At 69.1% G+C, this 23,823-nt stretch carries 24 protein-coding genes; 6 read left to right on the top strand and 18 right to left on the bottom strand.

The features are described 5' to 3' along the window. Window positions 1-27: 27 nt before the first annotated feature. Complete coding sequence (locus ABD770_RS07310) at window positions 28-1,167, top strand: mandelate racemase/muconate lactonizing enzyme family protein (RefSeq protein WP_344818873.1); 1,140 nt, start codon at window positions 28-30, stop codon at window positions 1,165-1,167. Between the two features lie 83 nt (window positions 1,168-1,250). On the opposite strand, the gene ABD770_RS07305 is transcribed toward ABD770_RS07310, so the two are convergent. The 8 genes from ABD770_RS07305 to ABD770_RS07270 all read right to left on the bottom strand — a co-directional run bounded on the left by ABD770_RS07305 (window position 1,251) and on the right by ABD770_RS07270 (window position 7,440). Continuing rightward, window positions 1,251-1,940: a GNAT family N-acetyltransferase gene (locus ABD770_RS07305; protein ID WP_344818872.1), complete on the bottom strand. Its 690-nt coding sequence runs from the start codon at window positions 1,938-1,940 to the stop codon at window positions 1,251-1,253. A gap of 14 nt (window positions 1,941-1,954) precedes the next feature. Continuing rightward, window positions 1,955-2,332 carry a DUF4870 domain-containing protein gene (locus ABD770_RS07300; RefSeq protein WP_344818871.1) on the bottom strand — a complete coding sequence of 126 codons (378 nt, stop codon included), beginning with the start codon at window positions 2,330-2,332 and terminating at the stop codon, window positions 1,955-1,957. Window positions 2,333-2,467: 135 nt separating this feature from the next. Beyond that, on the bottom strand, window positions 2,468-2,899 hold the full coding sequence (locus tag ABD770_RS07295; RefSeq protein ID WP_344818870.1) for a type II toxin-antitoxin system VapC family toxin: 432 nt from the start codon (window positions 2,897-2,899) through the stop codon (window positions 2,468-2,470). Continuing rightward, complete coding sequence (locus ABD770_RS07290) at window positions 2,896-3,156, bottom strand: ribbon-helix-helix protein, CopG family (RefSeq protein WP_344818869.1); 261 nt, start codon at window positions 3,154-3,156, stop codon at window positions 2,896-2,898. The genes ABD770_RS07295 and ABD770_RS07290 overlap by 4 nt, the downstream gene beginning before the upstream one ends. 73 nt (window positions 3,157-3,229) lie before the next feature. Further along, window positions 3,230-3,628 (bottom strand): hypothetical protein, encoded by a 399-nt coding sequence (locus ABD770_RS07285; protein ID WP_344818868.1) that lies wholly within the window; start codon window positions 3,626-3,628, stop codon window positions 3,230-3,232. 37 nt (window positions 3,629-3,665) lie between these two features. Further along, window positions 3,666-4,625: a serine hydrolase gene (locus ABD770_RS07280; RefSeq protein ID WP_344818867.1), complete on the bottom strand. Its 960-nt coding sequence runs from the start codon at window positions 4,623-4,625 to the stop codon at window positions 3,666-3,668. Window positions 4,626-4,754: 129 nt separating this feature from the next. Continuing rightward, window positions 4,755-6,722, bottom strand: coding sequence for a M13 family metallopeptidase (locus ABD770_RS07275; protein ID WP_344818866.1), 1,968 nt, complete (start codon window positions 6,720-6,722; stop codon window positions 4,755-4,757). A gap of 85 nt (window positions 6,723-6,807) precedes the next feature. After that, complete coding sequence (locus ABD770_RS07270; RefSeq protein ID WP_344818865.1) at window positions 6,808-7,440, bottom strand: TetR/AcrR family transcriptional regulator; 633 nt, start codon at window positions 7,438-7,440, stop codon at window positions 6,808-6,810. 85 nt (window positions 7,441-7,525) lie between these two features. On the opposite strand from ABD770_RS07270, the gene ABD770_RS07265 reads away from it, so the two are divergent. The 3 genes from ABD770_RS07265 to ABD770_RS07255 are packed head-to-tail and all read left to right on the top strand — an operon-like array spanning window position 7,526 to window position 11,703. Further along, window positions 7,526-8,566 carry an agmatine deiminase family protein gene (locus ABD770_RS07265; RefSeq protein WP_344819882.1) on the top strand — a complete coding sequence of 347 codons (1,041 nt, stop codon included), beginning with the start codon at window positions 7,526-7,528 and terminating at the stop codon, window positions 8,564-8,566. 1 nt (window position 8,567) lies between these two features. Continuing rightward, window positions 8,568-10,271: an amidase gene (locus tag ABD770_RS07260; protein ID WP_344818864.1), complete on the top strand. Its 1,704-nt coding sequence runs from the start codon at window positions 8,568-8,570 to the stop codon at window positions 10,269-10,271. Window positions 10,272-10,311: 40 nt separating this feature from the next. After that, window positions 10,312-11,703 (top strand): APC family permease, encoded by a 1,392-nt coding sequence (locus ABD770_RS07255; RefSeq protein ID WP_344818863.1) that lies wholly within the window; start codon window positions 10,312-10,314, stop codon window positions 11,701-11,703. A gap of 22 nt (window positions 11,704-11,725) precedes the next feature. Here the strand turns inward: ABD770_RS07255 and ABD770_RS07250 are convergent, their stop codons facing one another. After that, entirely contained in the window at window positions 11,726-12,337 is a 612-nt protein-coding gene (locus ABD770_RS07250; protein ID WP_344818862.1) for a TetR/AcrR family transcriptional regulator, read from the bottom strand. A 109-nt stretch (window positions 12,338-12,446) separates the two neighbouring features. Between ABD770_RS07250 and ABD770_RS07245 the strand changes: the two genes are divergently transcribed. Together ABD770_RS07245 and ABD770_RS07240 are read left to right on the top strand one after the other, a co-directional pair. After that, window positions 12,447-13,940, top strand: coding sequence for a purine-cytosine permease family protein (locus tag ABD770_RS07245; RefSeq protein WP_344818861.1), 1,494 nt, complete (start codon window positions 12,447-12,449; stop codon window positions 13,938-13,940). Window positions 13,941-13,969: 29 nt separating this feature from the next. Further along, complete coding sequence (locus ABD770_RS07240; protein ID WP_344818860.1) at window positions 13,970-15,574, top strand: amidohydrolase; 1,605 nt, start codon at window positions 13,970-13,972, stop codon at window positions 15,572-15,574. Window positions 15,575-15,605: 31 nt separating this feature from the next. Here the strand turns inward: ABD770_RS07240 and ABD770_RS07235 are convergent, their stop codons facing one another. From ABD770_RS07235 to ABD770_RS07195, 9 genes are all read right to left on the bottom strand, one after another. Next, window positions 15,606-16,247, bottom strand: a complete 642-nt coding sequence (locus ABD770_RS07235) for a prepilin peptidase (protein WP_344818859.1) — start codon at window positions 16,245-16,247, stop codon at window positions 15,606-15,608. Window positions 16,248-16,276: 29 nt separating this feature from the next. Continuing rightward, window positions 16,277-17,173 (bottom strand): type II secretion system F family protein, encoded by an 897-nt coding sequence (locus ABD770_RS07230; RefSeq protein WP_344818858.1) that lies wholly within the window; start codon window positions 17,171-17,173, stop codon window positions 16,277-16,279. Beyond that, window positions 17,173-18,129: a type II secretion system F family protein gene (locus tag ABD770_RS07225; protein WP_344818857.1), complete on the bottom strand. Its 957-nt coding sequence runs from the start codon at window positions 18,127-18,129 to the stop codon at window positions 17,173-17,175. The genes ABD770_RS07230 and ABD770_RS07225 overlap by 1 nt, the downstream gene beginning before the upstream one ends. Next, a complete protein-coding gene (locus tag ABD770_RS07220) occupies window positions 18,126-19,634 on the bottom strand; it encodes a TadA family conjugal transfer-associated ATPase (protein ID WP_344818856.1) in 1,509 nt (502 codons plus the stop codon). The genes ABD770_RS07225 and ABD770_RS07220 overlap by 4 nt, the downstream gene beginning before the upstream one ends. Next, a complete protein-coding gene (locus ABD770_RS07215) occupies window positions 19,631-20,995 on the bottom strand; it encodes a CpaE/TadZ family protein (protein ID WP_344818855.1) in 1,365 nt (454 codons plus the stop codon). The genes ABD770_RS07220 and ABD770_RS07215 overlap by 4 nt, the downstream gene beginning before the upstream one ends. Next, window positions 20,992-21,753, bottom strand: coding sequence for a Flp pilus assembly protein CpaB (cpaB, locus tag ABD770_RS07210; RefSeq protein WP_344818854.1), 762 nt, complete (start codon window positions 21,751-21,753; stop codon window positions 20,992-20,994). The genes ABD770_RS07215 and cpaB overlap by 4 nt, the downstream gene beginning before the upstream one ends. A gap of 58 nt (window positions 21,754-21,811) precedes the next feature. Continuing rightward, a complete protein-coding gene (locus ABD770_RS07205) occupies window positions 21,812-22,870 on the bottom strand; it encodes a pilus assembly protein TadG-related protein (RefSeq protein WP_344818853.1) in 1,059 nt (352 codons plus the stop codon). Continuing rightward, window positions 22,858-23,286 carry a TadE/TadG family type IV pilus assembly protein gene (locus tag ABD770_RS07200; RefSeq protein WP_344818852.1) on the bottom strand — a complete coding sequence of 143 codons (429 nt, stop codon included), beginning with the start codon at window positions 23,284-23,286 and terminating at the stop codon, window positions 22,858-22,860. Before ABD770_RS07200 ends, ABD770_RS07205 begins: the two co-directional genes overlap by 13 nt. 88 nt (window positions 23,287-23,374) lie before the next feature. After that, window positions 23,375-23,572, bottom strand: a complete 198-nt coding sequence (locus ABD770_RS07195; RefSeq protein WP_344818851.1) for a Flp family type IVb pilin — start codon at window positions 23,570-23,572, stop codon at window positions 23,375-23,377. Between the last annotated feature and the right edge of the window lie 251 nt (window positions 23,573-23,823).

Raw genomic sequence — 23,823 nt, 5'->3', positions numbered from 1 at the left:
GACGATTCAGATTGAGAGCTGAGGAACATGAGTAAGCTTCGGGTGAGCGCGAAAGCGGTCGCCATTCCCATCGAGCGTCCGACCCGCATCTCCACACGGGTGCTGAGTGAACGTCATTATCTTCTGGTGGACGTGGAGAGCGAGCACGGTAACGGCATCGGGTACGCCTATGCGGGCACCTCCGGAGGGCCGATCTTGGCACAGGCCGTCGACGAGCTCCTGGCCCCGATGCTCGAACGCGAAGGCGCCGAGGATCTGGAGAGAACCTGGCAGCGCCTGTACCAGGAGACCCTGCTCAGCGGCCGCCGCGGCATGGTGGTCCGAGCGCTCAGTGCGGTGGACACAGCACTCTGGGATCTCCGGGCGAAGGCCTGTGACGTGCCGCTTGCCGTCCTACTCGGCGGTGATGTGGCACGCCCTCTCCCCGCATACGCCTCCGGCGGATATTACCGTCCCGGCGAAGGCTCTCCCGCCGATACTGTCACCGCCGAGATCGAGGAGAACCGCGCAGAGGGCTTCACCGACCACAAGATCAAGGTCGGCGGCCTACCCATCGCCGAGGACGCGGAGCGCGTCGCGGCTGCGTTCGCGGCGATGGGTCCTGATGACCGTCTCGCGCTCGATGCGAACAATGCCTATCGCACGCCGACTGAAGCCATTCGCGCGGCGCGCGCGTTCGAGCGGGCAGCCGATGAACGCGGAATCTGGTGGTTCGAAGAGCCCCTGTCTCCGGACGACATCACCGGCCACGCCGAGGTCGCCCGGGTCCTGGAGACGCCCGTTGCCACGGGCGAGATCCATCAGACGCGATGGGAGTTCGCTCGACTCATCGATGGGCGCGCCGCCGATCTGCTCCAACCGGATGCCGGTGTGATCGGAGGAGTGACCGAGTGGGTCAAGGTTGCACATCTCGCCGACAGCCACGGCATCCAGGTCGCGCCGCACTGGCACGCGAATCTCCATGCCCAGCTGGGTGCAGCCATCTCGAACACGGTGGCGATCGAGCACTTCTCCCTCAAGAAGGACATCTACAACTTCGAGCGGCTCCTCACCGAGGAGAGCCGCCTGGAGGTCCGCGGAGGAGCAGTCCACTTGACTGCCCGACCTGGACTGGGGATCGAGTGGGATCAGGCCGCCGTCGACCGCTTCGCGATCTCCCGCACGTAGTCCGCGATCCGGGCGGGGAGAATCCCCCTTCTCCCCGCCCGTTCCCGCGATGACGCTCGCAGCCAGTCCAGCGAGACGTGCGGCTACTTCGTCAGCAGGTAGCCGCGGTCGACGTCGAAGCCGGCGATGCGCAGCCCCTTGCCGAGGTGTCCCTCCAGCTCGCCCCTCAGCCGCAGCCGCCACTCGTGCGCGGCGGCCGGATCGGAGGTCCGCATGGCCTCGATGTCGGAAGGGATGCCGACCGTCGCGACGACGGACTCGGATGCCGGGGACTTGGCGATGTCGGCCAGGGTCCACTCCACGTCCAGGCGGTCGCTCTGGTCGCCGGCGTCGCCGCCCCCGAAGATGCCGTAGCGGTTGATGGTGTAGCCGAGCACGCGCGCCCCCAGCACCGTGAGGAAGAAGTGCGCGTTGCGGGCGACCAGTGGGTCGAAGGTCCAGGTGATGCGTCCGACCTCGCGGGAGAACGCCCACTGGCGCTGGTGCTCCTTGAGCTCCCGACCCCAGCCGCGGCCGCGGTACTCCGGGAGCAGCGCCGTGATGTGCGAGTGCATGGTGCGCTGCCCGGGCACGCCGAAGAAGGCGATGGACGCGCCGACCATCCGCTCGTCGCCGTCCTCGCCGTCGAACAGGCCGACGACGTAGTTGCCGGACTGCTGCAGCGCCCGCAGCGTGCCGGCGTCGATGACGCGCTCGGGCCCGCGGATGGAATCCAGCAGCCCCTGGGCGTCGATGATCAGTTCAACGGTGTCGAGATCTCGGATGGTACGCACAGTCACAGTCTGCCTCAGCTGACGAACTTGATCATCATCGGATACTGATACCACTGCCCGTTACCGGCCTTGACCGCGGCGACGATGCTGAACACGACATTGAGCAGCGCTGCGGCGAGGATGATCAGCAGACCGATGCCGACGATCGCCAGCACACCGCCGACGACGAACGCGATCAGCAGCGTCAGCTGGAAGTTCAGCGCGGCGGCGGTGTGGGCGCGCACGAACGGCCCACGATCCTTGAGCACCAGATACCCGATCAGCGCCGCGAAGAACTCGAAGAAGACGCCGCCGATGTGCACCAGCACCGACCACATCTTCTCGTCGGACGGATTCATGGGCTGAGGAACCGCGGTGTAATACGGGCCGGGCGGTGGTGGCACGTTGCTCATGGGCTCACAGTATCGGGTCGCGGGCCGTTCATCGTCCGGGGAGCGCCTCCCCGCCGCCGGCGGCGAGCACCTCGTGCGGGGCGTCCTCGAGCTGCCAGTGCTCCCGCGGGGAACGGCAGTCCGTCGGCATCCCGCTCATGCGTCCATGGAATCACGACCGGGCATGCAGACGGTGAGCCCCAGGGCCTCTGCGGTCTGCGCCATCCGACTGTCGTACGTCCACACCTCGTCGACGGTCAGGGCGACGGCCGTGGCCAGGTGAATCGCGTCGAGCGTGCTCAGGACGGGGGGACCGATGATGCGGGCGCTGTCGAGCACAGCACGGGTGAGGTGCGCGGTCGCGACCCCCTCCATCGAATCGACGAACGCCCGGCCGATCGCCTGCGGCAGCTCGGCGTCGATCCGTGTACGGGCGACCCGAGCCACTTCGACACGGGTGAGGGCGGAGGTCACGAGGTGCCATCCCTGGTGCTTCGCCGCATCCAGCGCATCGCGCAGGGCGAGCGACTCCCCTTCGAGGAAGACGCGTTTCGCCAGCGCGCTCGTGTCCAGGTAGATCCGGGTCATGCCCGATCCGCTCGCAGCTCGTCGAGGATGCTCTCCGTCGTCGTGCCTTCGGGCAACCTCAGAGTCGGCGTGATCGGACGGTACGGCCTGTCCGGCGGGGACACCCAGCCGGGGAGAGTGTCGACGGGGTTCTCCCTCAGCCCGAGATGCTCATCGACGGCGCGTCGCAGGATCTCCTGCTGGCTGAGGCCGGTGCGCTCGGACTCGGCCTTCAACGCGGCGGCCGCCTCGGGCCGGAGTCTCAGATTCATGGCCATGCGCCAATGGTACCGATCCACGCAGATACTCGGTACCGCAATCGCCCGGCACGGGACGCGAGCAGAGCGAAGGTCAGCCGAGGTTGCGCCCGTCGGGGTCGCCCGGGTGGGCCGGGCGCAGGCGGTCGGGTGCGGGCCAGGGCAGCGTGAAGCGCTCGGTCGGCGGCCGCTGCATGTCACCGAAGTCGTCGACCTTCACGATGACCCGGCCGGTGACCGCGCCCTGAGACGGCGTCACCTCCACGAAGCGCACGCGCAGCGGCGCGGATGCCTCGCCCTCCAGCATCCAGACATCCGCGAGCCACGCCAGACCCACCTGCTCCAGCGCGGCCCCGGCTTCCAGCCAGTCGACGGGAGCGGATGCCGTGCGGCCGAGCAGATCGATCGCGACCCAGTCCGCCCCCTCGGGGCGGATCCAGCCGAGCAGCTCTCCGTCATCTCGGCGGTGGGGCGTCCAGTCGGCGGGGATCATCCTCCGACGGTAGCCGATGGCGCGGTCGTGGGCCTGGTCAGTGGGCGTACTCCATGAGGTCGGTGCCGAGGATGTGGAAGGCCTCGTGCGCGCGCAGCCGGTGGCTGATGGACAGGTCGTCGAAGCAGACCGTGAGCGCGTAGGCGACGCCCGCGCGGGGGCCGGCCAGCACGCCCGCCTCGGCGCGCACGCCGCGGTCGCGGCCGGTCTTGTTGATGAACAGCAGGCCGTGGGCGTCGTGCTCGTGGGCGAACGGGTCGAGCCCCGTGGTCGCGGCGACGAGGCTGAGGTCCTGGTTCAGGCTCAGCCACTCCGACACCTGGGCGCTCACGCGCGCATCGACGACCGCCGAGTTCACGAGCGCCGCGAAGAGTCCCGCGAACTCCCTCGTCGTCCCGACGGCGACATGCGGGGCGTCGTCGGGGCCGCGCTTGTCGCGGAAGTGGTCGAGCACGGCGCTGCGGGGCATCCCGAGGCCGACCATGCGCGCACGCACCTGCTCATGCCCCACGGCGTCCAGCAGCGCGTTCGCCGCGTTCGGGTCGCCGGTCGCGGCGGCCAGCACCGCCAGGTCGACGACGGGCAGCGCCGGAGCGCGCAGGCTCCGCCACAGTCCGGAGCCCGCCACGAACCCGTCGGCATCGCGATCGACGATCTGCAGCGGGTCGAGCGCGCCGGCCTCCAGTGCCACCGCCGTCTCGACGAGCACGGGGACGAGACCGAGCCCGGCGATCGGGAGGGACACGTGGTCGTCTCCGGTGAGCACCGCCTGCCCGCTGTCGAGGTCGGCGACGTGCACCGACACCTGCGCACCGGACGAGGCGAGCTCCTCCAGGGCGCGCAGCGTGGACCCGAACGACCGCCGGCCGATGGCTGCACGGCGCGGAGTCCGACGGGTTCCTCGTTGCGATCTGCGTCGAGCGGTGGTCACTCCTTCGGCGGGCGCGGTGGGCGCACCATCGGAAGGGTCCGGGACCGAAGCGGAGGGGGAGCTCACGCAGGTCTCCTCACGGGCTGGGGTCGGAGTCGTCGGTGACCGGACGTCCCAGCGGGGGCTGGAGATCCGACCGACTCGGCTATCGTAACCCCGTCGCGCCCTCCAGCGGGAGCGGGATTCATGCGGCGGTCACCAGATCGTGACGCGCGCCTCCTTCGGAAGGTGCAGCGCATCGCCCTCGGACACCCCGAACGCGTCGTAGAACGCGTCGATGTTGCGCAGGATCTGGTTGCAGCGGAACTCGTTGGGCGAGTGCGGGTCGATGGCCAGCAGTCTGATCGTCTCGGCCTCACGGCTCTTCTGCTGCCACACCTGCGCCCAGCTCAGCAGCAGCCGTTGGATGCCGGTGTACCCGTCGATGACGGGCGCCTCCGCACCGCCCAGGGACAGCTCGTACGCCTTCAGCGCGATGCCCAGACCGCCCAGGTCGCCGATGTTCTCGCCGATGGTGAGGGCGCCGTTGACGTGGTTCTCCGCGTCCAGACCCTGCGGCACCAGCACGTCGTACTGCGCGATGAGCGCCTTGGTGCGCTCCTCGAACGCCGCGCGGTCGGCATCCGTCCACCAGTCCTGCAGACGGCCGGTGCCGTCGTAGCGACTGCCCTGGTCGTCGAAGCCGTGGCCGATCTCGTGCCCGATCACGGCGCCGATGCCGCCGTAGTTCGCCGCCGCGTCGCGGTTCGGATCGAAGAACGGGTACTGCAGGATGGCCGCGGGGAACACGATCTCGTTCATGAGCGGGTTGTAGTAGGCGTTGACGGTCTGCGGCGACATGAACCACTCGTCGCGGTCGATGGGTCCGCCGACCTTCGCGACCTGCCGGTCGTGCTCGAACACCGTCGCGCGGCGCACGTTGCCCACCAGGTCGGATGCCGAGATCTCGACGTCGTCGTAGTCGCGCCACACCACCGGATGCCCGATCTTCGGCCGGAAGGAGTCGAGCTTGTCGAGCGCCTTGCGCCGCGTCTCCGCCCCCATCCATTCGAGCTTCCCGATGCTCTGCCGGTAGGCCTCGATGAGGTTGCCGACCAGCTCGTCCATCGCCGCCTTCGACGCCGGCGGGAAGTGGCGCTCCACGTAGATCTTCCCGACCGCGTCGCCCAGCGATCCCTCCACCAGCGAGACACCGCGCTTCCAGCGTTCGCGGATGGACGGGGTGCCGGTGAGCTCGGTGCCGTAGAAGGAGAAGTTCTCGTTCACGACGTCGTCGGTGAGGTAGGCGGCCAGCCCGTGAACGGCCTTCGCATACAGCCAGTTCTTCCAGTCGTCCAGGCGCTCGGCGACGAGCAGCGCACCGAGGCCCTCGATGAAGCTCGGCTGCTGCACGACGACCTCGGCGAAGGCCGTCGGGTTCGCGACGGCGACGGCGTCGCGCCACGGTGCGAGGTCGACGCCGGCCAGCGCGACGAGTTCGTCCCAGCTCAACAGGTTGTAGGTCTTCACGGCGTCGCGCGAGGCCACGTTGTCCCAGTGGTGCGCGGCGATCTCATGCTCGAGGGCGAAGGCGCTCTCAGCGATCGTCGCGGCATCCGCCCGCACCGTCACGAGCGAGAGCAGCCGCTCCAGGTGCGCGCGATACGCCGTGCGGGTGTCGGCGAACCTGTCCTCCCGGTAGTAGCTCTCGTCCGGCAGCGAGAGACCCGCCTGCACGACGAAGGGCACGTACCGCTCCGGGTCGCCGGGATCGGGCTCGATGTAGACGCCCAGCAGCGCCGCGATCCCCTCGCGATCGAACTCGCCGACCGTGGTGAGCAGGGCGGGGATGCTGTCGATCGCGGCGACCCGCTCCAGCACCGGCTTCAGCGGCGCCGTCCCCAGCCGGGCGATGCGGTCGGTATCCATGAAGCTCGTGAACAGGTCGCCGACCTTCCGGGCCAGGGTGCCCTCGCCCGCGCCCTGCGACTCCTCGATGATGGCGCGCACGTCCTTCTCGGCCTGCTCGGCGAGCATGTGGAAGGAGCCCCAGCGAGCCTTGTCGGCGGGGATCTCGGCGGCCTGCAGCCACGCGCCGTTGACGTGGCGGTACAGGTCGTCCTGCGGACGGATGTCGGAACTGAACTCGGAGACGGCGAGGCCGGAGGGCAGAACGTCTGTCATGCATGCAAGCCTAAGCGTCCGCACCGACACGGGCGCACCGGAACTGCAGCGCCGGTCCGGCCGCCACCGGCCCCCGCGCGCCCGCTCAGCCCGCCAGACCTGCGATCGACCCCGGCTGTGCGCCGACGAGCGTCTCGCAGGCCTGCGCGAGCCGGACGGCGAACGGCGCGGCATCCGTGCCCCGGGTCAGGGCGTGCGCGGAGATGCCGTCGATCATCGCGAGGATCTGCCAGGCGACGGCCTGCGCGTCGTCGGTGCGGAAGGAACCGTCCGCGCGCCCGTCGAGGATGATGCCCGCGATGAACGCCTGCCAGGCCGCCATCTGCTCCTCGATGGCGACGGCGAGCGCAGCGCTCCCCCGCCCCAGCGACCAGGCGTCCACCCACACCAGGGTGATGTCGTCGTGGTCGCTGCCGAGCACAGTCGTGATCATGCGCGCGAGCCGCGCTGCGGGGTCGTCTTCGAGGGCGACCTCGACCCGCACCTCGTCGAGCTCGGATGCCACCAGCTCGCGGAACGTGTGCACGACGAGCTCGTCCATGCTGCCCGCGTAGTGCGCCACGAGGCCGGAGGCGACGCCTGCGCGCGCGGCGACGGAGCGCAGGGTGAGGGCGGAGAGACCGTCCTCGCGCGCGATGGCGAGCGCGGCGTCGCGGATCTCACCGGAGCGCTGCTGGGGGCTCTTGCGCGTGCGCGTTCTCGTGCGGGGTGTTGACATCGTGCCTCCAGTGTAGGAACATCCTTGTATTGATCAAACGATCAATACAGTGCAGGCAGCAGTGATGGTCGACGAAGGAGACGACATGGCCTGGCGGATGCCGCATGAGAGCGACGCGCACGAGCGCACCTGGATGGCCTTCCCCCGCACCGGGATCACCCTCGGTGAGGGAGCGGAATGGCAGGAGACCGCATACCGCGCCTGGACCGACACGGCCCTCGCGATCGCCGAGTTCGAGCCGGTGACCATGCTCGTCGACCCGAGCCAGACGGCCCGCGCCCACGACATGCTGGGCACGTCCGTCGAGATCGTCGAGACACCGCTGGACGAGTACTGGATGCGCGACTTCGGCCCGACCTTCGTCGTCGACGACGAGCGCCCCGGCACCCTCGGCGCGGTGGACTGGATCTTCAACGGCTGGGGATCCCCGGAATGGGCCGAGTGGCAGGTGTCGGCCGGGGTCGCCCGCATCGTCGCCGAGCGGGTGGGCGCCGAGCTCATCAGCTCCGTGCTCGTCAACGAGGGCGGCGGCATCCACGTCGACGGCGAGGGCACCGTGCTGCTCACCGAGACCGTGCAGCTGGACCCGCACCGCAACCCCTACGCCGACAAGGCGCGCGTGGAGGCCGAGATGGAGCGCACGATCGGGGCGCACAAGGCCGTCTGGCTGCCGCGCGGGCTCACCCGCGACTACGACGAGTTCGGGACGAAGGGGCACGTCGACATCGTCGCCGCCTTCGCCGCGCCGGGCCGTGTGCTGCTGCACAGGCAGGACGACCCCGGGCATCCGGATCACGAGGTCACTCGCGATCTCAAGACGCTGCTGCAGGCGCAGACGGATGCCGCGGGCCGGCCGCTCGAGGTCATCGACGTGCCGGCGCCCGCGACGCTGCGCGATGACGAGGGCTTCGTGGATTGGAGCTACCTCAACCACCTCGTCGTCAACGACGGCGTCGTGGTGTGCGGCTTCGGCGAGGAGGAGGCGGATGCCCGCGCCCGGGACATCCTCGAGGAGGCGTACCCGGGCCGTCGCGCGGTGACCGTGGACGCCCGGCCCATCTTCGCCCGCGGGGGCGGCATCCACTGCATCACACAGCAGCAGCCGGTCGTAAGGAAGGGAGCCTGAGATGTTCGACGTCGTGGAAGCCTCCATCGCCGACCTGCGCGCCGCATTGGAGTCCGGCGCGACCACCAGCGTCGAGCTCGTGCGGGCCTACCTGGCCCGCATCGACGCCTACGACGGGCTCGACACCGAGACGGCGCTCAACGCCGTCGTGGTGCGGAACCCGGATGCCCTGGCCGAGGCCGCCGCATCCGACGCCCGCCGCGCCGCAGGCGAGACGCGGGGGCCGCTGGACGGCATCCCGTACACCGCCAAGGACAGCTACCTCGTGACGGGGCTCACCGCCGCCGCCGGATCGCCGGCGTTCGCCGACCTCGTCGCGCAGCGCGACGCGTTCACCATCGAGCGGCTGCGCGCGGGCGGGGCGATCTGCCTGGGCCTGACGAACATGCCGCCCATGGCCAACGGCGGCATGCAGCGCGGCGTGTACGGCCGTGCGGAGAGCCCGTACAGCGCCGAGTGGCTCACGAGCGCGTTCGGCTCCGGGTCGTCCAACGGGTCCGGCACGGCCACCACGGCGAGCTTCGCGGCGTTCGGGCTGGGCGAGGAGACCTGGTCGAGCGGACGGGCCCCGGCATCCTGCAACGCGCTGGTCGCCTACACCCCCAGCCGCGGGGTGATCTCGGTGCGCGGCAACTGGCCGCTCGTGCCCACCATGGACGTCGTCGTACCGCACGCCCGCACCATGGCCGACCTGCTCGAGGTGCTCGACGTGATCGTCGCCGACGACCCCGAGACCCGAGGCGACTTCTGGCGCGCGCAGCCATGGGTGGCGATCCCCCCGGCATCCGCGGTGCGGCCCGCGTCGTACCCGCGGCTCACCGCCGCCGACCTGCACGGCAGACGCATCGGCGTGCCGCGGATGTACATCAATGCCGACCCGGATGCCGGGACCGGCACCACCATCGGCGGCTCGACGGGCCAGCGGATCGACACCCGCGCGTCGGTGATCGCCCTGTGGGAGCAGGCCCGCCGCGACCTGGAGGCCGCGGGCGCCGAGGTCGTGGAGGTGGACTTCCCCGTCGTCACCAACTACGAGGGCGACCGCGCAGGAGCGCCCACCATCGCGACGCGGGGGCTGGTGAGCCCGGAGTTCCTGCACAGCGAGATCGTCGACCTGTCGGCCTGGGCGTGGGACGACTTCCTGGCCGCCAACGGAGATCCGCGGCTCTCGTCACTGGCATCCGTCGACGGGTCGCAGATCTTCCCCGCCCCGCCGGGGGCGCTGCCGGACCGCTACCACGGCTTCGACGACGACATCGCCACCTACCCGGCGCAGGTCGCCGCGCACCCGTACGGGAGCTTCACCGACATCCCGCACCTGGAGGGCGGCGTGCGCGGGCTCGAGGAGACTCGCCGCGTCGACCTGGAGGAGTGGATGGACTCCCTCGGGCTGGATGCCGTGGCGTTCCCCGCCATGGCCGACATCGGCCGCGCCGACATGGACGTGAACCCGGAGTCGGCGGATGCCGGGTGGCGCAACGGCGTGTGGGTGGCCAACGGCAATCTCGTGCCGCGGCACCTCGGCATCCCGACCGTCACGGTGCCGATGGGGACGATGGCCGACATCGGGATGCCGGTGGGGCTGACCTTCGCCGGCCGCGCCTACGACGACACCGCGCTGCTCGCCCTCGGCCTCGCCTTCGAGGCCACCGGGCAGCGGCGCACGACACCGCCGCGCACGCCGCGGCTGGGCGCCGGCGACTGACGCCGGGCCCGAACCGACGCAGGATTACGAGGAGGTAATCATGAGCATCACCAACACCCCGCCCGCACTGCACCGCAGCCTCAAGCAGCGCCATGTCGTGTTCATCGGTCTGGCGTACATGTCGCCCTTCGCCGTCTTCGACACGTTCGGGATCGTGTCCGAGGCCACGCAGGGGCACGTGCCCATGTCGTACATCATCGTGACGATCGCGGTGCTGTTCACGGCGTTCAGCTACGCGAAGATGGTGCGCGTGTACCCGTCCGCGGGCTCCGCGTACACGTACGCGCGGCGCACCATCGCCGCACCCGTCGGGTTCCTCGTCGGGTGGGCGTCGCTGCTGGACTACCTGTTCCTGCCGATGATCAACGCCCTGCTGGCGAAGATCTACCTGTCGGCGGAGTTCCCGGAGGTGCCGGACTGGCTGTGGATCGTGGGGCTCATCGTCGTGATCACCGTGCTGAACATCATCGGCGTGCGCATCAGCGCGGTCGCGAACATGATCATGGTGGTCTTCCAGGCGGCGCTGGCGATCGTCTTCGTCGTGCTGACGGTGCGCGCCATCCTCTCCGACAACGCGCTGGCGTTCACGTTCGCGCCGTTCTACTCCGTCAGCGCCGACCTCGCCAGCCTCGTCGGCGGCGCCTCCGTGCTGGCGCTGGCGTTCCTCGGCTTCGACGCCGTCACCACCCTGTCGGAGGAGACCGTCGATCCGCGTCGCACGGTGCCGCGCGCGATCATGTGGATCGCCGCCCTCGGCGCCGCGTTCTTCGTCGCCGTGACCTACGTGATGCAGACGCTCGTGCCCGACATCGACGCGCTCAACGCCATCACCCCCGACATCGAGGGCGCCTCGCCGTACATCGCGCTGACGATCGGCGGCATCGTGTTCCAGACGATCTTCCTCGCCGGTGCCACGGTGTCGGTGCTCTCCTCCGGCCTCGCCTCGCAGCTGAGCGCCTCGCGCCTGCTGTACGCGATGGGGCGCGACGGCATCATCGCCCGCCGCATCTTCGGCTACGTGCACCCGCGGCTGGGCACGCCGATCATCAACATCCTGCTGGTCGGGGCGATCGCCCTGACCGCGCTGAAGCTCGACCTGAACGCGGCGACGTCGCTCATCAACTTCGGGGCGTTCACGGCGTTCGCCTTCGTGAACCTGTCGGTGGTCGCGTTCTGGCTGCGGCACCGCCGCACCGAGCACGTGCGCGGCTCGTCGTTCGCGTGGACGGTGGTGCCCGCCGTCGGCTTCCTCATCAACGTGTGGCTGTGGCTGAGCCTGGACCAGCTGGCGATGACGGTCGGTCTGATCTGGGCGGGTCTGGGACTGGTGTACCTGGTGTGGCTCACGCGCGGCTTCCGCCGCCCGACCCCCGAGGTGGCGTTCGAGGAGGCCGAGGATCTGCCCACAGGCGTGGTGCGCGTGAAGGAGTGACGGCCGGCGGGGCCGGGGGCCGTCAGCCGAGGGAGCCGTCCGACAGACCGAGTGCCCATGCGGCGACATCGCCCACGAACCCCGGATCGACGAGGTGCGCACCGCTCGGCGGATCGTTGACGCTGATGGTCGTCGCGTCGACGGCCATGAGGATGCGCTTGGCTGCCGCCGCCGCGTCGGGAGCAGTGAACTCCCCCCGGCGGATGCCCTCCTCCACGACGGCGGTGACGCCCTGGAGGTTCGCCACCTCCTGTCGGAGCACGGCCGCGGCGAGCGCAGGGCTGAAGCGCGACAGATGCCGGGCGTTCAGCCACAGCCGGGACAGCGGCACGGATGCCTCGGATGCGAAGAACACGACCAGAGCGGCGACTCGGGCGCGCGGCGATCCGCCGCCCGGGAGGATGCTCGCGCGCTCGCCGGCGGCAGCGCGCTCGAAGGCCTGCGCGACGAGTTCCTGCACGACCGGGAAGTAGTGCGAGATGAGTCCGGGGCGCACGCCGATCCGCTCGGCGACCGCCCGCACGGTGATCCGCTCCAGCCCCGCCTCCAGGGCGATGTCCGCCGCCGCGGACAGGATCTCCTCTCGGCGCTGGCCGGGTTGCTTGCGGGAGTACGCGGCAGGGGTTGACATCATGCCGACCATGCTATTGGATAAGTGACCAACAGCCGTATTGGCTACCTGATCAATAAGGATCGCCGCGACGACGACGTCCGCAACCCGTTGAGAGGCTCCCATGTCCGACATGCCCCTGATTCCCGAGGAGGCCATCGCGCCGGCATCCGTGCCGGACGCCGTCCCGGCATCCGCTCCCCACCCCGATCCGTCGCTCTCCGACTCCGCCGCCCGCCCCGAGACGCGCGGCATCGAGCTGATCGACGACCGCGACCGGCACGGCCGCGCCCGTGACCTGTTCGCGGTGTGGGCGGCGCCCAATGTGAGCGTGCTGAACTTCACGATCGGCGCGACGCTCATCGTGCTGGGCCTGGAGCTGTGGCAGGCGGTGCTGGTCATCATCGCCGGCATGCTGCCGTGGGTGCTCACCGGCATCATCGCGATCTCCGGGCCCGCCGCCGGCACGTCGGGGTCGGTGGTCATGCGCGCCATGTACGGGATCATCGGCAACCGCATCGTGGTGGCCTTCATGGGCTGGCTCGTCGCGGCCGTCTACCTGGCGCTGAACTGGCTCGCCGCCGCCTTCCTGGGCGCCGACATGCTCGCCCGGCTCGGCTGGGACGCACCGGTCGCCGCCCCCATCGTGGTGACGGTGGTCGTGGCGGCGATCACCGTCCTCGTGGCGGTGTACGGGCACGGGCTCATCCTGCGCGCGTACACCTACGTCGCGATCCTGCTGCTGGGGATCTTCCTGGTGCTCACCGGGTTCATCCTGCCGAACGTCGACTGGGGCTACCGCGCCGCCGAGCCGCTGTCCGGCGTCGCGCTGTGGTCGGCCGCGTCGATCGGCTTCGCCATCATCGCCTCGGCGCCGCTGTCGTACATCAACAGCCCCGACATGGCGCGCTATCTGCCGCGCACGACCAAGCCGGGCGGCATCATCGCCGCCACCGCGTTCGGAGGCGCCCTGCCGGGCATCTTCTTCATGATCGTGGGCGCACTGATGGCGACGGCGGTGTCGGCCGACGAGCTGAGCGCGGGCGTGGAGGGCGTGATGCTCGGCATGATGCCTGCGGGCCTCGCGCCGCTGCTGGTGTTCGGCGTGATCGTGAACACCGTCGCCCTGAACGGCATGACCACCTACACCTCGAGCATGGCGCTGCAGGCGATCGGGGTGCCGCTGCGACGGATCCCCGCCGCAGCGGTGGTGGGGGTGATCGGCACCGCGCTGACGATCTACCTGACGCTGTCGACCACGTTCCTGAACGCCGTCAACCTCATGCTGCAGTTCCTCATCATCGTCGCCGCGCCCGTCATGGCGATCTTCGTGGTGGACGTGCTGCTGCGCCGCAATCGCTACGACGGCCTCGACCTGTTCGATGAGCGGCGCGGCAGCCGGTTCTGGTACACGGGCGGCTGGGGCGTGCCGGGGATGGCGGCGTTCGCTCTCGGCACCACGGCGAGCGCGCTGTGCCTGTCGACGGAGGTCTGGACCGGGCCGATCGCCCAGGCCATGGGCTACATCGACCTCTCGGTGCCGGTGGGGACGATCGTGGCCGCCGTCGTGTACGTCGCGCTGCTGCGCACGCGGCTGGGCGCACAGGGCCGCCCGTGGGCGGAGTGACCATGGACATGTCAGGAGAGGAAGCCGAGATGACGACGCAGCTGTACACCGGAGGACGGATCTTCACAGCCGATCGACGGCCGTGGGCCACCGCGATGGTGGTGCAGGGCGATCGCATCCAGTACGTCGGCGACGACCGGACAGCACGACGGATCGCCGGGCCGGATGCCGCGGAGACGGCGCTGCAGGGCGCGCTGATGCTGCCGGGATTCGTCGACGCGCATGCGCATGTCGTGCACACCGGGAGGGCCGTCCAGCAGGTGGACTTGTGGAGCGCGAGTGATCTTCCGCAGCTGCTGGAGACGATCGCGCACGGCGCGGCCGCGGATCCGGATGCCCCGCGCGTGCGCGCGCAGGGATGGCAGCAGAGCGCGACGGGCGCACCGCACCGACGGATGCTGGACGAGATCGTGCCGGACCGGCCGGTCTACGTGCAGGCGCATGACCTGCACTCGATCTGGCTGAACACGGCGGCCCTGGCCGAGATCGGCATCGACGACGACACCGTCGCACCCGCAGGCGGATGCATCCACAAGGACGCCGACGGTCACATCACAGGGCTGATCGACGAGACGGCGATGCAGCAGCTGGTGTGGCCCGCGCTGGACGCGTTCTCCACGGACGACGATGTCGATCGCTTCACCGAGGCGGCCCTGCGCGGGTACCGCGAGACGGGGGTGACCGCGGCCACCGACATGGCGATGGACGAGTCCGAGCTCGCGGCGATGCAGCGCGCGCACGAGCAGGGAGCGCTGACTGCGCGCATCACGGCGCACTGGCTGGTCCATCCCACCGGGAGCACCGAGCAGGACCTCGCCCAGGTGCGGCGCGCGGCGGAGCTGGCCGCCGACGTGCACGACGACCGACTGCGAGTGGTGGGGATCAAGATCGTCTCGGACGGGACGGTGGACGGATGCACGGCCGCACTGCGCCGACCATATGCGGACGGCTCGCTGGCCGATCCGGTGTGGTCGCCGGAGGCGCTCGCGCCGGTCGTGATCGCCGCCGACGCCGCAGGCCTGCAGATCGCGATCCACGCGATCGGGGACACCGCGATCACCAACGCCATCGATGCCCTCGAGCGGGCGGTCGCCGTCAACGGGCCGGCGCAGCGTCGGCACCGCATCGAGCATCTCGAAGTGGTCGAGCCCGCGGACATCGAGCGCCTCGCCGCGCTCGGCATCACGGCATCCATGCAGCCCGTGCATTCGGACCCGGCGATTCAGGACAACTGGCGCGCGATGCTCGGAGACGAACGGGTGGAGCGCGGATACCCGTGGCCAGAGATGACCGACCAGGGCGCGGCTCTGGTGTTCGGCACCGATTCGCCCACCTCTCCCCACGCGCCGCTGCCGAACATGTTCATCGCCGCGACACGGCGCTCGGCGCTGGACCCGGGCCTGGAGCCGAACCTGCCGCGCTATGCGATGCCGCTGACGGATGCCGTGCTGCACGCCACCCGTGATGCGGCCTGGGCGTGCCGCGCCGAGAACGACTACGGCCGCCTGGCGGCCGGGCTGCTCGCCGACTTCATCGTGCTCGACCGCGACGTGTTCGCCGGAGAGGCGGACGAGCTCCTGGAGGCCCGCGTGGTGCGGACGGTAGTCGGCGGCGAGGTCGTGTTCGAGAGGTGACGGGGGCGGGATTGCGACACCCGATCGGTCGTCAGACCAGGACCACGGCGAGAAGGGTGCCGGCGAGCATGGACGGGCCGAACGGCAGCGAACCGCGCAGGCTGGTGCGCCGCAGCGCGAGCATCACGATGGCCGCGACGCCCCCGCAGATGAAGGCCGCCAGCAGCCCGATCAGCCACGCGCTGAGCCCGAACCAGCCCAGCAGCAGGCCCAGCGGCGCGGCGAGCTTGACATCGCCCATGCCCATCGATCTCGGTGAGATGAGCGCGAGGACCAGGTAGAGGCCGAACATCGCGGCGGCGCCGATGAGCGCCCAGAGCAGCTGCACCCACAGTCCGGTGAGAGCGGATGCCACGACGAGAGTCGCCGCGAGGGCCCCGATCAGCCACAGGATGACGGTGTTGGGCAGCCTGCGCTCGGCGAGGTCGACGACGGCCAGCACGGTGGCGAGCGCGGCGAACACGAGCACGGCGGGCAGCAGCGCGGCACGGTCGGCGAAGCGCCACGCGAGCAGGGCGAACGTCACCGCCGTCACGACAGCGGACAGGACACGGATGCCGGTGCCCGGCGTCGCGTTCTTCAGGCTTCTCGCGCTCCAGGCGTGCAGGGGCCACCACCCCAGGACGGCGCCCAGGGCGGCGGAGAGGGGGATGAGAGCCCAGAGGGGAGCCACGTCGACGAGACTAGCGGCATCCATCCGCGTCAGTTGATCTTCATGAACGTGTCCGCAATGCCGACGACGGCAGGGGTCAGCACGACGATGATCAGCACGGGCAGCAGGCAGAAGATCAGCGGGAACAGGATCTTCACAGTCACCTTCTGCGCCTGCTCCTCGGCGCGCTGGCGGCGCTTGAGCCGCATCTCACCGGCCTGCACACGCAGCACGTCGCCCAGCGCGATGCCGTAGGAGTCAGCCTGCACGACGGCGCGCACGAAGCGGCGCAGCTCCTCGGCGTTCGTGCGCTTGTCGAGCTCGTGGAACGCGTCACGCCGCGTGCGGCCGATGGCCATGTCCTGCTGCACGCGCACGAGCTCGTCGGCCAGGGGCCCTGTGCTACCGCGGGCCGCCTTAACCATGGCCGCGTCGAAGCCCAGGCCCGCCTCGACGGCGATGGTCATCTGGTCCAGCAGGTCGGGCAGCGCGAGCTTGATGGCCTCCTGCCGATCATGCGCGCGGGAATTGATGAGCACGTCGGGCAGGAAAAACATCAAGACGATCGCGAAGAACACGAGGAACACCATCAACGGAGTGGGACCGGTGCTGCCGAGCACCAACAGTCCCAGCACGAGGGCGATGAGCGGCAACAGGATCTTCCACACGGCGATGGTGTTCGGCGACCACCCCGCGGGGCGTCCGGCGTACACGATCTGCTTCTCCAGCCAGCCGACGTAGCCGCGGGGAGCGGCGGCGATGAGCCGCGCGCCGATGGATCCCTGCTGCACGGGCCCGACCTCGGGTACGATGACCGCCCCGGCCTCCTCCGCCTCGGCCGCAGCAGCAGCCGCACCGGTCGGCTTGCCCTTGGGGAAGAGCAGGAAGACGAACAGTCCGAACAGCGCCGCCGTCACGAGCGCGATGATGAGCACGGGGATCGGCATCAGAAGTCCACCTTCACGGAGCGGGAGACCCAGATCGTGCCGACGATCAGAAGCACGAGCGCGACGGCGAGTGCCAGCACTCCGATCGGATTGGTGAAGAAGAAGGACACGTAGTTGGCATTCGAGACCATCAGGAACAGAAAGACGCCGATGGGCAGCAGAACGAGGATGATCGCCGACAATCGGCCCTCGGCGGAGAGCGCCTTCACATGCCGACGGATCTCGCCGCGCTCACGAATGGTCGCTCCGACCTGATCGAGCACCTCGGCGAGGTTGCCGCCGGTCTCCTGGCTGATGGTGATGGCCTGCGTGACCCACTCGAAGTCGGGGCTCTTCATGCGCTCCGCCACAGTGCGCAGTGCCTCTCCCAGCGGTCGGCCGAGGCGGGTCTCGTTGACCACGCGGGCGAGCTCACGGGCGGCGGGCTCCTCGGCTTCCGCCGCGACCGCCGCGAAGGCGCGATTGAGGCCGTGGCCTGCGCGCAGCGCGCCGGCGATCATCTGCACGATGTCGTCGATCTGCTCGGCGAACTTCTCCCGTCGAGCGGACGTGCGTGCGCTGACGATGAGCTTGGCGATCACTGGACCGAGGACGGCGAAGATCACGGCGAGGAGCAGAGAACTGCCGTTGGACAGCCCCAGCAGCGCGCCGAAGGCGCCCAGAGCCAGCGAACCAGCCACGACGAGCACGATGAACCCCGACGGCTCAGTGCGGATGCCGGCCAGTTCGAGTTCCTCGGCACCGAACAGTCGCCTGCCGCGCCGAGCCCCTGCGGCATCCAGCGCATCTGTCGTGCGACGGGTCAGGCGCGTGAGCCCGCTGACATACTCCTGCCCGGGTGCCAGACGTCGTGAGCGTGCGACGCGCGGGGCCGCCGGGGCGATGACCATGAACACGAGGGCGTACAGCGCGAGCAGACCGAGGGCCAGCCCGCCGAGCAGCAGTGCGGTGTTCATCGCATGCCCCCGAGATGCGGAGCATCGAGGGCATCATCCTGGAACAGCGACATGGGCAGCGCAATGCCGGCGTCGGCGATGCGCTCGGCGAAGCGCGGCCGCACACCGGTCGGCCTGATCCGCCCCAGCAGGCGGCCCTCCGCATCGAACCCGGCGGAGTGATCGAAGGAGAAGGCGTCCTGCAGCGTGACGACCTCGCCCTCCATGCCGTGCACCTCGGTGACGCTGACGATGCGGCGCCCGCCGTCACGATGGCGCTGGATCTGCACGATGATGTCGATGGCGGCGGCGACCTGCTCCCGGATGGCGCGCAGCGGCAGCTCCATGCCCGCCATGAGCACGAGCGTCTCGAGTCGGCTGACGGCATCGCGCGGAGAGTTGGCGTGGATGGTCGAGATGGAGCCCTCGTGTCCGGTGTTCATTGCCTGCAGCATGTCGAGCGACTCCGCTCCACGCACCTCGCCGACGACGATGCGATCAGGGCGCATGCGCAGCGAGTTGCGCACGAGGTCGCGAATGGTTACCTCACCGCGCCCCTCGATGTTGGCCGGGCGAGACTCCAGGCGCACGACGTGCTCCTGCTGAAGCTGCAGCTCGACGGCGTCCTCGATGGTGACGATGCGCTCGTCACCGGGGATGAACGACGAGAGCACGTTGAGGAGCGTCGTCTTTCCCGTGCCGGTTCCGCCGGAGACGATGATGTTGAGCTTGGCCTTGACGGCGGCGTCCAGCACGGCGGCAACCTGCGGGGTGACCGATCCGAAGCCGATGAGATCCTGCACGGTGTACGGCGTCGCGGCGAACTTTCGGATGGTCAGCGACGAGCCGTCGACGGCCAGCGGCGGCACCACGGCGTTCACGCGCGAGCCGTCTTCGAGACGGGCGTCCACCATGGGCGAGGACTCGTCGATGCGGCGCCCGACCCTCGCCACGATGCGCTCGATCACGCGGCGCAGCTGCGGCTCTCCCGTGAAGCGGGCGGCGACGGGCATGATGCGGCCGCGCACCTCGACGTAGATCCGGTCGTAGCGGTTGACCATGATCTCGGTGATGTTGTCGTCGTCCAGCAGCGGTTCCAGCGGACCGTAGCCCAGCACATCCGCGCTGATGTCGTCGATGAGGCGATTTCGCTCGGTGATGGTGAGGGCCAGCTGCTCGCCCGCGACGATCTCGGCGAGCTCCTTGCGGGCCAGATCGTGCAGCTGCTGCTCAGTGAGCGTGGAGTCGTTGAGTCTGACTCCGATCCGACCGAACAGCTCCTGCGCGGCCTTCTCCTTGACACCAGCCAGCGGATCGACCACGGCTTCCGGCACCGAGGATCGATCCGGCTCCTGCGCAGGGACGGATCCGCCCTCCGGTGGGACGAAGGCGGGCTCGTCCACGCTGTCGAGAACGGTGGTCTCAGCCTCGGTGGGTGCGGGCGGTTCGACGATTTCCGGAGCCTGCACGGTCGGAGCGGGCGATGCTCCTGTACGTCTTGCGTTGAGCCGGTCGTAGAGACTCATGATCTGCGCTGCCTCCTCGCTGAACGGGTTCTCGCCTCCGGTGCGATCTGGCCGACGAGCGTCCAGATGGCACGGGCGGCATGATCGCGAGGGTCGTCGTCGATGAGCGGCACACCGCGGTTGCTGGCCAGCACCACGGCCGAGGAGCGCGGCACCTCGACGTCAACGGGAGCGCCGATGATCTGCTCGGCATCCTTGACGGAGATGCCCACGTTCTTCTCGCTCTGGTTGATCACGATGCGACGATTGGCAGGCAGCAGCTCGAGAGTCCGCAGCATCTCCAGTTCGGTGCGCAGCGCACGCAGCGACGGCACGCCGAGGTTGGCGACGAAGACGGCATCCGTCACGTGCTCGATGACCGTGAGTGTCTGCTCGCCGAGACCCGGGGTGGTGTCGATGACGACGTACCGGAAGATGCCGCGCAGCTGTTCGATGAGTCGGGCCAGCGCGTGCGGCGGAATCGCGTCGCCGAGCTCTGGTGACGGCGCGCTGGCCACGACGAAGAACCCTCCCGAGTGGTGCGTGAGGGTGGTCTTCAGGATGAGCTCGTCGGCGGCGGCATCCGACGTGGCGTCGACGATGGTGCCAGCCGGTGAAAGATCGAGCGCCGCACTGATGTCACCGAACTGCGTGTCGGCATCCACCAGCACGACGGAGTTCGGCGCGACCCGCGCCAACCCCGCGGCGAGGTTGATGGAGAGCGTGGTCTTGCCCTGACCACCCTTGGGCGCGACGACGGCGAACGCCTCCGGGCGCTGATCGGAATCCAGCGGGGGGAACTCCCATTCCGGTGCCTCGGGCTCCACAGCCTCTGTGGCCTCCGGTTCCGGTTCCGCCTCTTCCGGCGGCTCTTCGGGTTCAGGCTCCTCGATCTCGTCGGGCTCGACAGGCGTCGGCATCCCCAGCAGCTCAGCGAAGACGCGACGCCGCTCGGTGGGGTCGGTGGCCTCGGACTGCGGGAGGAAGTCGTCGCTGGTCGCCTTGCCCGCTCCCACCAGCCAGCGCACGACGTCGACGATCTGCCCCTTCAGCTCGTCGTCCGTCGCGAGAGGACTGACGACGGCATGCAGCGGCAGGTCGTCGACCCAGTCCTCCAGGTCGCTGCGCTGCTCGCGCACGACGACGATGGCGATGTCGGGATGCCTGTCGATGAGCTCGCCGGCCAGTGCCCGCGTCTCGTCGAAGTTCATGACGGGCCCGATGAAGGCGACCTTCGGTTCATCGGACACCTGCGACACGACGGCGTCCGCGCCGAAGGTGAGGAACACCCCCGGCACGACGGTCAGCCGCCCGCCGAGCAGGCCACGAAGTCGTGACTCGAACTCGGCGGACCGGGTGACGAGCAGGAACGGAGTCGTCACCAGGCGTTCTCCCCGGTGACAGCGACCGCGCCGGAGTTGTCGGTCTTGTCGTTCTCGAGTGTCAGCCACATCTGTGCGTAACTGGCCGCCTCACCCTCGGTGAACCACACCCAGCGCACCGCGTCCTTGGCACTGAGGGCGATCGTGAGCATGATGTTGGACCCGGACTGCTGGTCGACCTGTGCACCATCCTCCGCGTCGGCCGGCGGCTTGGCCAGACCCTGCACACGAGTGACCAGCACACCGTGGAAGGCGAACTGCGACACCGGGTTGATGACGTCCTCCTGGTCACCTGTCTCGTCGGGGTCCACCGTGCCGATCAGCCCGATGTGGTCCCCCGCCTTGACCTGCCCGCCCACAACACGGTCGGCGGGGAGCGTGAACGACAGCAGCTGCATGCCCTCGGGCACGGGGACCTCGCCCGTCGCTGCCAGGTCCTCGGGAGAGACGAAACGCGCGGTGCTGAGCTGGTCGCCCGGCAGCAGCGCGGCGGATGCCACGAGGCCCTCGAGCTTCGTCAAGTCAGTGACGGCATCCGGGACGACATTGCGCTGGGGCACCGTGTCGCTGATGACGAACTCCTCGATGCTCTCCCCCGGCGTGCCGCGCGGAATCTCCGTCTCGACGACGAAGACCTTCGTCAGCACCGCGCCCTGCTGTGCGCGGGCGTCGGCGCCGCGCACATAGGAGACGAGGAAGAAGGCGCCGACGACGGCGAGGATGAGCGCGAGGATCGCGCCGATGATGCGGGTCTTCATGAAGTGCTTTCGATGTCGGTGCCGCAGTGCGAGGCGGCGCGGGTGGGGATCGTGAAGCTCAGCCGATCAGGCGCACGATCGGTCGTGGTGGCGCAAGGATCCAGTCATCCTCGGGGGTGACGAAGGAGATGAAACGGCCGTCGAAAGCCTGACTGCCCCAGTTGTTCGGCAGGTCGCATGGAGCATAGGGACTCGGGCAGTAGTCCACCTTGTTGCCGCCTGGCTCGACATCGCCTCCGCGAACGTCGACATGAAGTCCGTACATCTCGAATGCGGCGAATTTCGTGATGCAGTAGGCTTTGCCGTCCGGTGCTGTGCCCGGGCATTCCGAGTTGTCCCCGTACACAGGGACGAGGAGGGTCTTCCCGACGAAGCAGTAGAACAGCTTCTGAATGTTCTTGCTTCCGGGCGAGAAGGCGCTGAGGTCGCACCCCAGCTGTGCAGCAGCCTGAGCCAGATCCTGATCCGTGACCCCGCAATCGCCGCCATTGCCCTCGACGATGCTGACGAACTGCAGCAGACCGATGTCCTTCAAGCAGGAGCTCGTGTCGCCCGCCAGCCAACCGAACACGCCAGGGACGCCGCCCGGGCAGTACTTGTTCCAGTCGAGGTCGTACCTCTGCCGTTCGCCGTCGAGGGTGCTCGCGTCGAATGCGCACTCACCGACGGCGAAGGGCACCACGGTCGCCCGCTCGAAGCTCCGGTCCCATTCCGCCGTGCCCGCCGCTCGTACGTCGGACTGGCTGAGCCCCAGCACCGCGGCGAACGGATGGCTCATGCCGAGCGTCGCGGTGGGGACCCGGACCGTATTGTCTCCGAAGACGAGCTCCTCGATGGTCGGGTCGCCGCCGAGGATGTTCCCCGGGGTGACCTCTGCCGCCGCGCTCCGCGCGCCCGCCTGAGCAGCGGCATCAGTGCAGTCGCTGTGATAGGCGCAGTATCGCGCTGCGGCCAGCGCTCCGGCATCCGCCGCATTCTGCAGCTGCGCTCGCTCGGCATACATGGCACCGACGTCGACGGCGACGGCCATGATCCCCATCAATGGAAGGAGGAGGATGGCGACCAGGACAGCAGTCGCGCCGCGCTCGCTGCGCATCCGTCTCATCAGCCGCCGCATATGGTCTTTCCTTCACCCGTCAGATATTCCGGCAGGATCCCCGAGAACATCCCCGTGAGATTCGGCGTGGCGACTCGGACCGTGACCGTCACAGAACCGCTCGGCGTGGAATCGGATGCCGTGCTGCTGCAGTCGTCTGAGATGGAGAACGTGCTGTCGCTCCAATCGATCGTGGGAGCGGCCGACTCGCCGGCGGTCGTCGCAGCGGCTCTGATGTCTGCTTCGCTGGCGCCGGAGCCATCGTCGAGGTGCACGGCGTAGTACCGAGCGGACTCGCGTGCCGCGTTGGACAGCGAGACCTGCTGATTGAAGGTCCAGCCGAACTCGATGATCCCGAGCAGCAGAAGCACCAGCAACGGCACGACAAGGGCGAACTCGACCGCTGCAGCTCCGCGCTCGTTCGTCCTGATCCCCATGATGTCCTCGTCTAAAGTGCCAAGTGCAGACCCCGTGAGGTGATGGACCGGGGTCTCCCGATCCATCACCTCACAAGTCCGACTGCGATCACTCGGTCGGAACGGTCAGCTTTGATCCGACGAAGTCGAAGATCGCATCGAGGTTAAAGCCGATCGTCGTCACCGCAGCGATGATCGCGACAGCGATCAGAGACACGATGAGGCCGTACTCGACGGCGGTCGCGCCCTCCTCCTCGGAGCGGAGCGAGTTGATGAAAGCCTGGGCCTTCGCGTATGCCTTCAGCATGATGTGTCACTTCCCGGGATGACGGTAGGGGGAAGCTCTGCACCCGGCGCGCCCCAGTAGCGCCTGCCCCAAATGACAGTCCCGGTCCCCAGAGTCAGTGCCGCCGCCATCCCAGTGTTAAACGGCACCTGCGCATAAGAACGGCCTCAAAACGCGCTCGTTCGCAACCCCGGGTTGCATTTTGTTCCCAGACGGTCATCCGGCGTCCAGCGGCAGCACACCCCGACGGCTACGCGCGTAACCGATTCCGC

Source organism: Microbacterium soli, from assembly GCF_039539005.1.
Taxonomy (GTDB): Bacteria; Actinomycetota; Actinomycetes; order Actinomycetales; family Microbacteriaceae; genus Microbacterium; species Microbacterium soli.
This window is presented reverse-complemented; position numbering and strand designations above follow the sequence as displayed.

Coding starts and splice junctions, on each gene's coding strand:
- ABD770_RS07250 (WP_344818862.1), bottom strand. CDS start 12,337: ATGATGTCAACCCCTGCCGCGTACTCCCGCAAGCAACCCGGCCAGCGC.
- ABD770_RS07230 (WP_344818858.1), bottom strand. CDS start 17,173: ATGCCGATCCCCGTGCTCATCATCGCGCTCGTGACGGCGGCGCTGTTC.
- ABD770_RS07220 (WP_344818856.1), bottom strand. CDS start 19,634: ATGAGTCTCTACGACCGGCTCAACGCAAGACGTACAGGAGCATCGCCC.
- ABD770_RS07255 (WP_344818863.1), top strand. CDS start 10,312: ATGAGCATCACCAACACCCCGCCCGCACTGCACCGCAGCCTCAAGCAG.
- ABD770_RS07205 (WP_344818853.1), bottom strand. CDS start 22,870: ATGCGGCGGCTGATGAGACGGATGCGCAGCGAGCGCGGCGCGACTGCT.
- ABD770_RS07195 (WP_344818851.1), bottom strand. CDS start 23,572: ATGCTGAAGGCATACGCGAAGGCCCAGGCTTTCATCAACTCGCTCCGC.
- ABD770_RS07310 (WP_344818873.1), top strand. CDS start 28: ATGAGTAAGCTTCGGGTGAGCGCGAAAGCGGTCGCCATTCCCATCGAG.
- ABD770_RS07240 (WP_344818860.1), top strand. CDS start 13,970: ATGACGACGCAGCTGTACACCGGAGGACGGATCTTCACAGCCGATCGA.
- ABD770_RS07275 (WP_344818866.1), bottom strand. CDS start 6,722: ATGACAGACGTTCTGCCCTCCGGCCTCGCCGTCTCCGAGTTCAGTTCC.
- ABD770_RS07265 (WP_344819882.1), top strand. CDS start 7,526: ATGGCCTGGCGGATGCCGCATGAGAGCGACGCGCACGAGCGCACCTGG.
- ABD770_RS07300 (WP_344818871.1), bottom strand. CDS start 2,332: ATGAGCAACGTGCCACCACCGCCCGGCCCGTATTACACCGCGGTTCCT.
- cpaB (WP_344818854.1), bottom strand. CDS start 21,753: ATGAAGACCCGCATCATCGGCGCGATCCTCGCGCTCATCCTCGCCGTC.
- ABD770_RS07270 (WP_344818865.1), bottom strand. CDS start 7,440: ATGTCAACACCCCGCACGAGAACGCGCACGCGCAAGAGCCCCCAGCAG.
- ABD770_RS07200 (WP_344818852.1), bottom strand. CDS start 23,286: ATGGGGATCAGGACGAACGAGCGCGGAGCTGCAGCGGTCGAGTTCGCC.
- ABD770_RS07245 (WP_344818861.1), top strand. CDS start 12,447: ATGCCCCTGATTCCCGAGGAGGCCATCGCGCCGGCATCCGTGCCGGAC.
- ABD770_RS07295 (WP_344818870.1), bottom strand. CDS start 2,899: ATGACCCGGATCTACCTGGACACGAGCGCGCTGGCGAAACGCGTCTTC.
- ABD770_RS07260 (WP_344818864.1), top strand. CDS start 8,568: ATGTTCGACGTCGTGGAAGCCTCCATCGCCGACCTGCGCGCCGCATTG.
- ABD770_RS07285 (WP_344818868.1), bottom strand. CDS start 3,628: ATGATCCCCGCCGACTGGACGCCCCACCGCCGAGATGACGGAGAGCTG.
- ABD770_RS07290 (WP_344818869.1), bottom strand. CDS start 3,156: ATGGCCATGAATCTGAGACTCCGGCCCGAGGCGGCCGCCGCGTTGAAG.
- ABD770_RS07225 (WP_344818857.1), bottom strand. CDS start 18,129: ATGAACACCGCACTGCTGCTCGGCGGGCTGGCCCTCGGTCTGCTCGCG.